The sequence below is a fragment of the Methylobacterium komagatae genome (genome assembly GCF_042661665.1).
Lineage (GTDB): Bacteria > Pseudomonadota > Alphaproteobacteria > Rhizobiales > Beijerinckiaceae > Methylobacterium > Methylobacterium komagatae.
In genome coordinates this window covers 371,102-383,913 of record NZ_JBHSWN010000001.1, presented here as the reverse complement: position 1 = coordinate 383,913, position 12,812 = coordinate 371,102, and the positions used below count along the sequence as shown (strand labels likewise).

Below are 12,812 nucleotides of genomic sequence, written 5' to 3'. Positions count from 1 at the left end.
CGTGCCAGGGATTTGGCACCCGCGTCGGACTGTTCGGCAGCGTCGCTTCAGCGTGCCGTGAGTAGTGCCCAGTACACCTTGTACTTGGACCCCGGCGCGTAGGCGGTGGCGATGCCCATCTTGGTCGCCTTGGGCGCCAGCATGGTCGCATTGTGCGGGGGCTTTCGCGCCAGCCGGAGAAGGCTTCGGCGAGGGTGTGATATCCGGCGGAGAGGTTCGCGTTCACGTCCTCGTAGCCGAGACGCGTCACGGCCGACTTCACCGTCTGCGCTTGGCTCGGACGGTCGGCAGCGGCCATGGCGGCCACCTCGGTCTCGGCGAGTTTCTGCAACTCCGGGTCGAGGGCGAGCGGGCCCGTGCCGTGATTGCGCCGGTAGGACGAGATCATGTCCCGCGCCGTTGCAGTATCGACTTGCGCCGTGTTCGACGCGAGCGGCAGGTAGAGCGTGGGGACCGCGTTCGTCACCGGCGTGTTCGCGGCGCAGGCGCCGAGGAGGGCCGTGACCGTCAACGCGGCAACGAATCCGTATCCCTGTCCCGCTCTCCGTCCCCGCCGTTCGCTCACATTCGCCTCGATCGACTGTCTTGCACCAGCAGGCCGCATATAGGCGTGGCGTTACGACTTCGCATCGGGGTCCGTGGTTGATCGAACGTTTACCGGGATACGGCACGGTCAGCCGACTCCAGATGAGCACGGTGAGATGTCAGGGCCAGCCGGCATCCCGCATCCCGAGGCAGGCGAAGGCGCGGTAGCGCGGCTGGCCATCCAGTCCGCGATCATCCGCGCGCAAGCCGCGCTCCTGAAACGCCAGGATCGCATCATCAGGCAGGCCGACCTGCCGGGCGGCGCGGGTCTGTGGTCGTGCCGATTGAGGGACGACGCCCTGGATTGGTCCGGCAACAGCTTCGACGTGTTCGGTCTGGCGCGCGGGACACGCCTTCACCGCCCACGCATCCTCGACATGTACGACGACGCGTCGCGGCGGTTGCTCGAGGCTCTGCGTGCCCGTGCCATCGCCAGGGGCGCGGGTTTCGCCATCGATACGGAAATCGTAACGCCGCGCGGCGAGCGGCGCTGGCTGCGGTCGCGGGCGGGCATCGAGATGCGCGACGGCGTTCCGGTCCGCCTGTTCGGGACGCATCAGGATGTGACGATGGATATCGTCCGCCTCGCCGAATTGCAGCGTAGCGCCGATCTCGACGCGTTGACCGGGCTGCCGAACCGCCGGGCCTTCGAGCGCCGCTTCCGCGAGCCGGAGGCCGATGGGCGTGTGGCTCCGGGGGCGCTCATCCTCATCGACCTCGACGGGTTCAAGGCCATCAACGACGAGCACGGCCACGCGGCGGGCGATGCGTGTCTCAAACGAGCCGGGGCGAGGCTGGCACAGATCTGTGCGGGCGCCGACCTCGTCGCGCGCCTCGGCGGTGACGAATTCGCCGTACTCATGCCCGCTCCGGTCGAGACATCGGCCCTGAGCACCCTCGGCGCGGCCATCGTCGCAGGCCTCGCTCGCCCGTTCCCCCATGGCGGGCTCACGCTGAAGGTAGGCGCCTCGGTCGGCATCGCGCGTGCAGGCAAGGGCTCGCATCACGATCTCTTCTCACGGGCCGACGCCGCGCTCTACGCGGTCAAGAAGACGGGCCGCAACGCGGCGCTGATCGACGACCCGGAAGGTGACGAAAAGCTCCGCGCTGCGGCGGCCCGCCGCTCCGGCGGTTAGAGCGGCGCGGTCTGGGGCGTGGCCGGGGCCTGAGGCCCTTTGGCGGCATCCGGGTTCGGGCGGACGAAGGTTTTCGCGATCTCGCCCATCGCGTCCTGCATCCCATCGAGACCCTGTATGGTGACGACGCTGGAGCCGGGCCCAAGGGGCGGGATCAGACCGGCTTCCGTCAGCGTCTTGAACACCGCGAAGTTCAGGTCCGTCTGCACCTTGAGTCCGAGCGACACGTCGCTGATCCAGGCGAGCAGCTCGAATTCGAGGAAGGTGTCGCCGATCTTGCGGAACACGACGCGGGGCGGCGGATCACGCACGACGTTGGGATGCGCGTCGGCACAGCCCGTGATGAGTTCGGCCGCCTTCACCGGATCCTGATTGCGCAGCACGTTGACGAGGAGAGAAAGCCGCCCCGTCCTGTCGCCGCGCACCCGGTTCTTCACGATGCCGGAGATGAGGTTGGAGTTCGGCACGATGACCGCCGAGCGGTCGAAGGTCTGGATCTCCGTGGAGCGCACCGAAATCCGCTTCACGATGCCCTCCGAGTCGCCGATCACCACCTGATCGCCCACGCGGATCGGCCGCTCCCACAGGAGCAGCAGGCCCGAGACGAAGTTGTTGACGATGGATTGGAGACCGAAACCGATACCGACCGACAAGGCACCGGCCACGATGGTGATCTTCTCGAGGCTCAAGCCGAGATACGAGAAGGCGAGCGCCAGCGAGAGCAGGAAGCCGCAATACCCCGCGACCGTCGAGATCGAATTGCGGAGGCCCGCATCGAGGTCCGTGGCGGGCAGATAGGTCTGGTCGAGCCACCTTTGGATCGCGCGCGTGATGATCACGCCGATCGCCAGGACGCCGATCCCCAGCACGATCGAGGATAGCGAGATCGTCACGCCGCCGACCTGGAAGCCGAAGAAGGCCGAGCGCATCGAGGACACGATGTCGGTCGAATCGAGCCCCCAGGGCGCCAGGATCAGCAAGGCCGCCAGCAGGATCAGAACGACGCGGGCGGCACCGGTCCCCAGCACCGAGATCTGGTTGAGAGACCGCTTGCGCAGGCCGGTATTGGCCTGGAGCGCCGTGGCGAGGCGGCTCCCGTCCGTCAGCGCCTTGCCGAGGAACGTCTCGACGCTCTGCACCAGCAGGTAGAGCAGCACGAGGACGCTCGCCGTCCAGATCATCTGGTCGATGAGGAAGGTCGCGAGCGCCACGTATCCGCCCAGCGCAGCGAAGCCGATCACCGCCACCGCGATCCAGCCGAGCAGCCGCGCGGGACCGCCGATGCCGGTCGTCGTCTTGGTCGGCACGTAGGGGCCGAAGCAGGCCTCTTCCTCGTCCTCGGTATCCGCGAACCGGTGCAGGCCGATGGCGAGGATGAGGGCGGTCGCCAGGGCGCCGATACCCCTCGTGGCGATGGAGATCGGCAGGGCGGCCGAAATACCGGAGTTCAGCGCCTCAACCGACTTCACCACCACCGCAATGGTGGCGATGCCGACCGCCAGGAGCTTGAGCCGTGTCGCGGCGGAATCGCTGACCGGAGCGGGGCGCCAGTTCGGCTTGTCCGGACTGAGCAACCCGTCGCACAGGGCCTCGACGGCCGCGATGAAGGCGAGCCCCCACAGGATCATTCCCGCCACGGGAAGCAGGCGGGACGGCAGCAGGTTGGTCTCGTCCAGCGCGTAGTAGACCGCGTAGGACCCGGCGACCGCCGGAACCGTGCCGACGAGGATGACGCGCCACGCCCCGAGCAGCATCGCCCGGCGGGACGGCTCCGTCTTGCCCTCGTCGCGCCGCGCCGCCCGGGGGGCGATGTTGCGCCGCCCGAAATACAGGGCGACCGAGATGCCGAAGGCGAGTCCCAGCACCAGCAGGTTGCCGATGCTGCCGTTGCGCGAGAACAGCAGGCCGATATCCGAGAAAGCACTCTGGAGAGAGCGCGTGTCGCGGGGAATGTCCGCCATCACCTTCGTCCAGAGACTCGGGCTGAGGAGCGGCTGGGTCCGGTTGAACAGGTCCTTGGCGAAGGATGCCCGGCGCCGGTTCGACACGCGGTCGATGATCTGGTCGCCTTGCACCACGAGGGAGCGAGCGAGGCGCTGGGTCTCGTCGATGCGGTTGACGGCGGCCTCGCGCTCGGCGCGCTGCTGGGCAACGTCGGCGCTTTCCTCGCCATCCTTCGGCTTGGCGCCGAGCAGGTGAGACGCTCCTTCGCCGAAGCGAGCGGGTCATCGAGGCGCCCGACGATATCGCGGACTTCGTCGCTCACCGTCTGCACCGCATCGCGGATGCGGGTGAGGTCGACGGCGCTCAGGTCGGGATTGGCGAGTTCCTTCTCGTCCTTGTCGAGCTGAGCCTTGGCCTGATCGAGCTTGGCGCGGACCTCCTTGAACTCCTTCGGCGGCTCCGGCAGCACGATGGGAGGCTTGGGCGCGGGTTTCGCCTCCCCCGGCTTTCCTTCGGCCGGCTTGGCTTGCTCGGGCTTGGCTTGCTCAGGCTTGGCCTGATCGGGTTTGGCCGGAGCGGCCGGCGGCGGCGCGGCGGGCTCCTGGGCCGAAGCGGGGAGGGGAGAGGCAAGGGGGGAGGCAAGGCACAAAGCCACCATGAGGGTGGCCAGAAACGCGAGCGGCGTGGCGGGGAGCCGGCGCGGGCCGTGCGGCGTGGACACGCGCACTGGCGAAAACAGCATGAGCAAACCTCTCGACGGGTGGCCGGGGGCCGCCTGGGCAGCGGGCGTCCGGCGATTCGCGGGCGAGTCGCGGCGGGCGGACCGCGCGGGGCCGCCGTTTCGCCAGAGGAATAAGGCCAAAGCGTGCGTGACCCAACCCCCGTACCTCTGCAGTGAGGCGAACGCGGGGGCGACTTGCGGGATTGACTGAGGTGTGGGTGCGTCCCTGCGACCGGACACGAAAAGCTTCACAAGGCTGTCACGGTGAGCTTAGATGAACGCCTTATGGACAGGGCCTTTTCGTCATTTAGCGAAGGGGCGCGGCCAGCGGCAGTGACGCCCCGGCCCGGCCGCGTACCGTATCCGAGTGCCAGCCCCGGCGCGCCTTCGCGCCGGTACCCGGCCCTGTTGCACCACCTCACCCTTCTTTCGACACCGCGCGAGGCGTGCGCCGGGATCTGCTTGGCAGCAGCATCCCGACGGCGCTCTCCGCCCGTTTCCGGCCGCGAGCGCGGGGGATGGGCGGGGCGCGGGACACTTCCCGCGCGCTGGACGCGCCAGAGATAGCCGTGAGCGAGTCGTGCCGATGATGGACCTTCAAACTCTCGTCCTGAACGCGGATTATCGGCCGCTCTCGTATAATCCGTTGTCTCTCTGGTCCTGGAAGGATGCCTTCACGGCTCTGTTCCTCGACCGCGTCACCCTGGTCGCCAGCTACGACGTCGAGGCGCGCTCACCGTCGCGGTCGCTGCGGGTCCCGAGCGTTGTGGCCTTGAAGAACTACGTGGCGCTGGCGCGAAGCCCGGCCTTCACCCGCTACAACATCTATCTGCGGGATGGCTTCGCCTGCCAATATTGCGGCCTGCGCCTGCCCTCGGGCGGCCTGACCTTCGACCACGTCGTGCCGCGCTCGCGGGGCGGCCTGTCGAGTTGGGAGAACGTCGTCGCGGCCTGCTCGCCCTGCAACCTCCGCAAGGCGAACCGCACCCCGGACGAGGCCGAAATGCCGCTGATGAACGAGCCGCGTCGGCCGACGCGGTACGAGTTGCACCACCGTCAGCCGGAATTCGACCACCGCCAGTATCACCACACCTGGCTCGACTATCTCTACTGGGACAGCGAGCTGGAGAGCTGATCAGCGGCCGTAATAGCCGTAGGGCGCGCGCAGGCCCGGCGGTTCGTTGTACATCGGCACGCCGTTATTGCGGGGCAGGTAGCCGCTCACGATGGCCGGGGGCGGTCCGTAGACGCGCGGGGCGTAGTGTCGCTTGAGATAGACCCGGCGCGGAGGCGCATCGGAGAAGGCGTCGTCGCGCGCGGTGGCGGGCAAGAACCCACCACAGAGCAGGATCGCGACGAGCGGCAGGCGGAACGCCCACGAACCCTGTGTCATGGCGCAGCCTCCAGGCTCAGAACTTGATCGCCGCGCCGCCGCGGATGGTGTTCAGGTTGGCCTTGTGGCCCTCGAACGCGTCGAACAGCACGTACTGATACTCGGCACGCAGCAGGATGTTGGGCGTGATCGCGTATTCGATACCCGCACCTGCCGCGACACCCGCCACGGTTTTCGTCTTCGTGCGGTTGAAAATGTAGGGAGCCGCGAGGATGCCCGCGCCCGGGTTGGCCTGATTGAAGGAACTGTAACCGTAGTTGTTGACGAAGGCGGGCGTGCCGCCCGCGCCCTGAGCGAGATTGGCCCTGTAGGTGGTCTGATCGTAGCCTGCGACCTGGATGCTGACCTTGTCCGTCACCTGGGCCGAGCCGATGGCGACGCCGCCCGTGACGTAAGGCATGAAGTTGCCGAAGGCATAACCGACCCGCGCGCGAAGCGATGCGTAGTCCGTGACCTTGGTCGATGAGTTCGAGGCGAGGTTGACGGTGTTGAAGTAGCCGTTGCTCGTCACCATCGTGCGCCCGATCTGGTCGGAGACGCTGCCGGCACGGCCGAAATGGGTGTAATCGGCTTCGATACCGAGCACGATATCGTCGTACTGAACATTATAACCGGCATAGGCGCCGAAGGACGTCCCGTTCACGCGCTTGCTCGTGGGCGTCGAGAGCAGAGACGAGACACCCAGCTCGTTCTCGATCACGGTCTGGCGCAGGTAGCTCGCCACGATCGGACGGGCGGTGTTGCCGTAGCCGAGGCTGTTCGAGGTCCAGCCACCGTGACCGCCGATGTAAAAGCCGCTCCAGTCGATCGTCGCGGAGGGCGGCGGGTCGTAATCGGCGCCGCGGAGGTAATCGTAATCGAGATCGGCGGCCTGTGCCGCTCCAGCTGCGCCCATGGCGAACAGCGAAATCAAGACCTTACGCATCCCAACAATCCTCGGGGCTGCGAAGCAGATGAGTCTTCACGCCACTCCACTTGTGTACAGCAGTAACCTTAATCGAGCGTTGAGGTCGTCAATCTTGAGGTGTCCTGAGTTGAAAACAACCCAATCAACGCGAGCGCAAAAACGCGAACGGCGCGGGAAACCCGCGCCGTCCGAACCCTGTAAGTCGGGTGGATCAGTACTTCGTCACCAGCGGCTCGGGCATGAGCGGCGGCAGCGGCGGCACGAAGGCGGTGCCGATCATGTAGCGCAGGCCGAGCTTGATATCGTGCGCCTCGATGTTCTTCGCCTTCAGCACCGTGGTGCAGGGCGGCGAGGACACGTCGAGGCAGGTCAGCGCACCGGTCTGGCCACGGCCGAGGTTCAGGTAACGGTAGGCCAGTTCGACCTTGAAGTTCGGGGTCACGTCGTAGGCGAGACCGGCATGGAGCGCCCAGGCGAAGCTCTCGGTCGACTTCGTCTTGAAGAAGCCCGGCGAGGTCGGCTGGTTAAAGCGGAAGGGGTAGGTGAAGTTCGTGATGCCGCTGTCGGTAAAGCCCGAGAAGTTGTTGAACGCCACACCCGCGCCACCGCCGACGAACGGCGTGATGCCGTACCACGTGCCGAGGTCGAAATAGGCGTTGGCCAGCACCACGGCCGCATCGTAGTGGCCGCTGGTCAAGTTGAAGTTGCGGCCCGTGATGTCGTTGTTGATGCCGGTGCCGAAGTCATTGTAGCTCGACAGACGCAGGGAGGCGGTGCGGTACTCGCCCGTCACATCCGCGCGGAAGAAGTTGTTGAACTGGTAGCCGACACCGACGCCCGCGAAGAGCCCGCCGGACTGCGCTTCACCGAAGAAGACCGTGCCGGGAATGTCGTTCACGCTGTACTTCGGCGCGGTATAGATGCTCGCGCCGACATCGCCACGCAGGTACCAACCGCCCGCGAACTCGACCGGCGGCGGCATGGGCGGCGGCGGGGGCGGCGGCAGGAGATCTGCAGCGAGGGCGAGGCAGGGTGCGCCGACGCTCGCCACGAGCGTCGCGACGCGCACCACAGCATGAAGCTTGGAGCGGGCCATAAGGGTTCCTTCACTCGTATCGTGCGCCGGAAACTGCTCGCCGGCCGTGAGACATTCGTGAAGGTGCCTGAAAGACCTTAAACCGAGCTTAACGTTAAATTTTATCCCTGATCAAGGATTCGCGCGGTGCGTGAAGTCTTTCCGAGCCGTTAAGATCTCGGAAGGCGATGCGGATGAGGGAGAACCATTGTCGGACGAGGAGAGGCGATGAATGGAGACGATGTGCGGGCTTTGGCGCGCCTGCTGCCCGACGTCATCGAGGGCGCCCATCGCGGCAATCCCGATTTCCGGGTCGGCGGCCGGGTGCTCGCGACGCTCTGGATCGAGGAGGACAGACTGGTGCTGCGCCTGACGCCGGAGGCGCAGGATGCCTTTTGCGAGGCCGAGCCCGACCTGTTCCAGCCCCTCGACGGCTCGTGGGGCCGGAGGGGATGGACCAATCTCGATCTGCCCGATTGCGAGGAGGAAACCCTGCGCGAGGCGCTGCTCGCGGCGTGGCGCGTCACCGCGCCGAGCGACCTCGTCTCGCTCTACGAATAGCGCCCCTGCCGGGCTTCGCTCAGGCGGCGGCCTTGGCTACGGCCTCGACCACCTCGTCCACGACTTCCGCCACGAGGCTGCGGTCATCGCCCTCGGCCATCACACGGATCACCGGTTCCGTGCCGGACGGGCGAATGACAAGGCGGCCGGACTGGCCGAGCCGCCCGCGGGCCTGCTCGATCGCCGTCACGACGCTGTCCTGCCGCAGGGGCTCGCCGGAGCGGTAGCGGACATTCTTGAGGATCTGCGGCAGCGGATCGAAGCAGTGACACACCTCGCTCACCGGCTTCCCGCTGCGCTGGACGACGCTGAGCAATTGCAGGGCCGCGACGAGACCATCCCCCGTGGTGGTGTAATCCGACATGATGATGTGGCCGGATTGCTCGCCGCCGAGATTGTAGCCGTGCTCGCGCATATGCTCGAGCACGTAGCGGTCGCCCACCGCCGTACGGGCGAGGTTGAGCCCCAGGCCGCCGAGGAAGCGTTCCAGGCCGAGATTCGACATGATGGTGGCGACCACGCCCGGCTGGGTGAGACGCCCGTCCTCCTGCCAGGAGCGGGCGATAGCGGCCATCAACTGGTCGCCATCCACAACCTGGCCCTTTTCATCCACGATGAGCACCCGGTCGGCGTCACCGTCGAGGGCGATGCCGATATCGGCCCGGCGCTCGCGCACCATGTCCACCAGGGCGGTCGGCGCGGTCGAGCCGACATCACGATTGATGTTGAAGCCATCCGGCTCGACGCCGATGCTGATCACCTCGGCGCCGAGTTCCCACAGGGTCTCGGGGGCAACGCGGTAGGCGGCGCCATTGGCGCAATCGACCACTACTCGCAAACCCTCCAGAGTCACGGAACGGGGCAGCGTGCGCTTGGCGAATTCGACATAGCGGGCATGGACGGATTCGATCCGCTTCGCCCGGCCGAGGTCGGACGAGCCCGCGAGCTTGGTGTGCAGCTCTGCATCGATCAGCGCCTCGATCTCGCGCTCGACCTCGTCGTTAAGCTTGAAGCCATCCGGGCCGAACAGCTTGATGCCGTTATCCTCGAACGGGTTGTGCGAGGCCGAGATCATCACGCCGATATCGGCGCGCATGGAACGGGTGAGCATGGCCACGGCCGGGGTCGGGACGGGGCCGAGCAGCAGCACGTCCATGCCGACCGAGGTAAAGCCAGCGACGAGGGCGGTCTCGATCATGTAGCCCGAAAGCCGGGTATCCTTGCCGATCACCACCCGATGACGATGGTCGCCACGTTGGAAGACGAGACCTGCCGCCTGCCCGACCTTGAGCGCGAGCTCCGGCGTGATGATGCCGTTGGCGCGGCCACGGATGCCGTCGGTCCCGAAATACTTGCGCAACGTCGCGTCTCCGGCGCCCGCCGGGGCACACCCGGCCATCATAGCAGAACTCGCGCATCGGCCGAGCTTCGGGCGATAGCGTGGTGAATCGGGTGCTCCGCGACAAAGGCGGTCGAAATGGGGCGAGCCCCGTCAGACCCACCGGGTAATGGCCGAGCCGAGGAGCGTCAGGCCCGAGGCGGTCAGCAGGATCAGCACCAGCCTGCGAAATGTCGCCTCGCTGATGCCGAGATAGAGGCGGGTGCCGAGGAAGGACGGCACCAGCATGCTCGGCAGGACGATGGCCAGCATCGGCAGCGCTTCCCGCGTCAGAAGGCCAGTGACGATGTAGCTCGTCAGGGTGACCGCCAGCATCGACAGATTGAAGTTCTGGATCACCGCCCGCTGCGTATCGCGTTCGTAGCCGCGCAGGGTGCACCACAGGGTGGGGAGCGTGCCGGTAAAACCCCCGAACCCGCTCAGGATGCCGCCGCAGAGCCCTACCAGGGCATCCGCTGGCCGCCCGCCGATGGTGATGCGCGGCAGATCCTTCGCCAGCAGCATCGCGGGGCACCACAGGACGAGAAGCAGGCCCAGGAGCGCCTTGAACAGCGCCATGTCGAGATGGGGCAAGAGGCCGACGCCGATCGGAATGCCCGCGAGGCCGCCGAGGAGGAACGGGGCCAAGGTGGCACGGTCGAATCCCCGCCGCACCGAAAAGGCAGCCACGACCTGCCCGGTGAAGGCACCTGCTACCGCCAGCACCGCCGCGAGCTTCGGATCGATCACCCAGGCCCAAAAGGACATGGCGACGAGGCCGAAGGCGAAGCCGGACAGACCCTGGACGAAGCCTGCCGTGACGGCCCCGAGGAGGACGATGGCGATGGTGGAGGTCATTCCGCGCGACATGGTGAGGTCGATCGGAGAACCTTGCGACGCCCCAGGACCATACGGCCAAGCTTTACGATCGGCCGGGCGGACAAATGGCGAAGGTTGTCACAGATCCTGCACGCCCACCGTCAGTGCGAGCGCAGCGAAACAATCCAGGGATGCGCCCGTCCCGGAATGGCCCGCCGCCCTGAATTGCTTCGCTGCACTCTCACGAACGGGGAGGGCGGAGGGCGCGCAAAGAAAGGGGCGCCTCGCGGCGCCCCTGATCACGTCAATGCTGTAGAGATCAAACCTGCGGCTGAGGCTCCATTCCGCCGTCGCTCTCCTTCGGCCGTCCACGACCTGCGGAGGGGACGGAGGACGGCCGGGCCGGCGTCGAGGGCGTATCGCCACCGTCGCGGACCGGGGGCTGGCCCTTGATGAGGTTGCGGATTTCCTCGCCGCTCAGCGTCTCGTATTCGAGAAGGCCCTGAGCCAACGATTCGAGGTCGTCCTTCCGCTCGGCGAGGATCCGCCGGGCATCGACAAGACCGGCTTCGACCAGACGGCGCACCTCGGCGTCGATCTTCTGCGCGGTCGATTCCGACACCGATTGCTGGCGCCCCATCGACATGCCGAGGAAGACCTCGTCGTTGTTGTCGCCGTAAGCCACGGTGCCGAGCCGGGCGAGAAGCCCCAGCGCGTCACCATCATCTTCGCGAGGCGGGTCGCCTGCTCGATGTCCGACTGGGCGCCGGAGGTCACCTTGTCGTGGCCGAAGATCATTTCCTCGGCGACGCGACCACCCATCATGATCGCCAGGCGCGAGGTCATCTGCTCGAACGACATCGACAGCTTGTCGCGCTCGGGCAGCTGCATGACCATGCCGAGAGCCCGGCCGCGCGGGATGATCGTGGCCTTGTGCACCGGGTCGGTGGCCGGGACGTTGAGGGCGACGATGGCGTGGCCGCCCTCGTGGTAGGCGGTGAGCCGCTTCTCGTCCTCGGTCATGACGAGGGTGCGCCGCTCGGCGCCCATCATCACCTTGTCCTTCGCATCCTCGAACTCGTGCATGGTCACAATCCGCTTGCCGCGACGGGCGGCGAGCAGGGCCGATTCGTTGACGAGGTTCATCAGGTCCGCGCCCGAGAAGCCGGGTGTGCCGCGGGCGATGGTCTTGAGGTCGACATCGGGGGCCAGCGGCACCTTGCGGACGTGGACACGCAGGATGCGCTCGCGGCCGGTGACGTCGGGGTTCGGCACCATGATCTGGCGGTCGAACCGGCCCGGACGCAGCAGGGCGGGATCGAGCACGTCGGGGCGGTTGGTGGCCGCGATGATGATCACGCCCTCGTTAGCCTCGAACCCGTCCATCTCCACGAGGAGCTGGTTCAGGGTCTGCTCGCGCTCGTCGTTACCGCCGCCGAGGCCGGCGCCGCGATGGCGGCCGACCGCGTCGATCTCATCGATGAAGATGATGCAGGGCGCGTTCTTCTTCGCCTGCTCGAACATGTCGCGCACGCGGCTGGCGCCGACGCCCACGAACATCTCCACGAAGTCCGAGCCGGAGATGGTGAAGAACGGCACGTTGGCCTCACCCGCGACGGCGCGGGCGATGAGGGTCTTACCCGTGCCGGGCGGGCCGACGAGCAGCACGCCGCGCGGGATACGGCCACCGAGCCGCTGGAACTTCTGCGGGTCGCGGAGGAACTCCACGATTTCCTGCAGATCCTCCTTGGCCTCTTCGACGCCCGCCACGTCCTCGAAGGAGACGCGCCCATGCGCCTCGTTCAGGAGCTTGGCCTTCGACTTGCCGAAGCCCATGGCCCGGCCCGCGCCGGACTGCATCTGGCGCGACAGGAAGATCCAAGCGCCGATGAACACGAGGATAGGCAGCCAGCTCACGAGAAGCTGGATGAACCACGGCGTGTTGTCGGACGGCGGACGGGCAGTGATCTGGACGCCCTTGCCCTGAAGCTTGGACACGAGGCTCGGGTCGTTGGGCGCGTAACTGGTGAAGTTGCCGCCACCCACGTAGGTCCCGGACACATCCTGCCCGGAGATCACCACCGACTGGATCTTGCCTGCATCGGCATCGTTCAACAGCTGGCTGTAAGCGATCTCGCTGCCGCCGCCCCGATGCCCAGGATTCTGGAACAGCGTGACGAGGGCGAGCACAAGCAGGAAGATGACGACCCACAAGGCGAAGTTGCGGAAATTCGGGTTCATCGATCGATCCTTGGCGCGCGCGGTCCCCCAGATGGCCTTCGCGCAACAGCGC

Annotated in this window: 8 protein-coding genes and 3 pseudogenes; 3 read left to right on the top strand and 8 right to left on the bottom strand. The window is 66.8% G+C overall.

Annotated elements, in window-relative coordinates; all coding sequences use genetic code 11:
• Positions 1 to 47: 47 nt before the first annotated feature.
• Positions 48 to 511, bottom strand: a pseudogene (locus ACFQE0_RS01885) (CAP domain-containing protein).
• A gap of 190 nt (positions 512 to 701) precedes the next feature.
• Here ACFQE0_RS01885 and ACFQE0_RS01880 point away from each other — a divergent pair.
• On the top strand, positions 702 to 1,721 hold the full coding sequence (locus ACFQE0_RS01880; RefSeq protein ID WP_378966552.1) for a diguanylate cyclase domain-containing protein: 1,020 nt from the start codon (positions 702 to 704) through the stop codon (positions 1,719 to 1,721).
• Here ACFQE0_RS01880 and ACFQE0_RS01875 read toward each other — a convergent pair.
• Positions 1,718 to 4,407 (bottom strand): annotated as a pseudogene (locus tag ACFQE0_RS01875) (DUF3772 domain-containing protein). The gene ACFQE0_RS01880 and the pseudogene ACFQE0_RS01875 sit on opposite strands and share 4 nt — an antisense overlap.
• A gap of 565 nt (positions 4,408 to 4,972) precedes the next feature.
• On the opposite strand from ACFQE0_RS01875, the gene ACFQE0_RS01870 reads away from it, so the two are divergent.
• The gene (locus ACFQE0_RS01870) at positions 4,973 to 5,521 is read left to right on the top strand and encodes an HNH endonuclease (RefSeq protein WP_378966549.1); all 549 of its coding nucleotides are present in this window, start codon (positions 4,973 to 4,975) and stop codon (positions 5,519 to 5,521) included.
• On the opposite strand, the gene ACFQE0_RS01865 is transcribed toward ACFQE0_RS01870, so the two are convergent.
• The 3 genes from ACFQE0_RS01865 to ACFQE0_RS01855 all read right to left on the bottom strand — a co-directional run bounded on the left by ACFQE0_RS01865 (position 5,522) and on the right by ACFQE0_RS01855 (position 7,782).
• Positions 5,522 to 5,779 (bottom strand): hypothetical protein, encoded by a 258-nt coding sequence (locus ACFQE0_RS01865; protein WP_378966547.1) that lies wholly within the window; start codon positions 5,777 to 5,779, stop codon positions 5,522 to 5,524.
• 16 nt (positions 5,780 to 5,795) lie between these two features.
• A complete protein-coding gene (locus ACFQE0_RS01860) occupies positions 5,796 to 6,704 on the bottom strand; it encodes an outer membrane protein (RefSeq protein ID WP_378966544.1) in 909 nt (302 codons plus the stop codon).
• Between the two features lie 193 nt (positions 6,705 to 6,897).
• Positions 6,898 to 7,782 (bottom strand): outer membrane protein, encoded by an 885-nt coding sequence (locus ACFQE0_RS01855; RefSeq protein ID WP_378966542.1) that lies wholly within the window; start codon positions 7,780 to 7,782, stop codon positions 6,898 to 6,900.
• 207 nt (positions 7,783 to 7,989) lie between these two features.
• Here ACFQE0_RS01855 and ACFQE0_RS01850 point away from each other — a divergent pair, with 207 nt between their 5' ends.
• Positions 7,990 to 8,322, top strand: coding sequence for an MmcQ/YjbR family DNA-binding protein (locus ACFQE0_RS01850; protein WP_378966540.1), 333 nt, complete (start codon positions 7,990 to 7,992; stop codon positions 8,320 to 8,322).
• Positions 8,323 to 8,341: 19 nt separating this feature from the next.
• Here ACFQE0_RS01850 and glmM read toward each other — a convergent pair whose 3' ends face one another.
• The 3 genes and pseudogenes from glmM to ftsH all read right to left on the bottom strand — a co-directional run bounded on the left by glmM (position 8,342) and on the right by ftsH (position 12,760).
• Complete coding sequence (glmM, locus tag ACFQE0_RS01845; protein ID WP_378966538.1) at positions 8,342 to 9,682, bottom strand: phosphoglucosamine mutase; 1,341 nt, start codon at positions 9,680 to 9,682, stop codon at positions 8,342 to 8,344.
• Between the two features lie 132 nt (positions 9,683 to 9,814).
• Complete coding sequence (locus ACFQE0_RS01840; RefSeq protein WP_378966536.1) at positions 9,815 to 10,558, bottom strand: sulfite exporter TauE/SafE family protein; 744 nt, start codon at positions 10,556 to 10,558, stop codon at positions 9,815 to 9,817.
• 280 nt (positions 10,559 to 10,838) lie between these two features.
• Positions 10,839 to 12,760, bottom strand: a pseudogene (gene ftsH / locus ACFQE0_RS01835) (ATP-dependent zinc metalloprotease FtsH).
• Between the last annotated feature and the right edge of the window lie 52 nt (positions 12,761 to 12,812).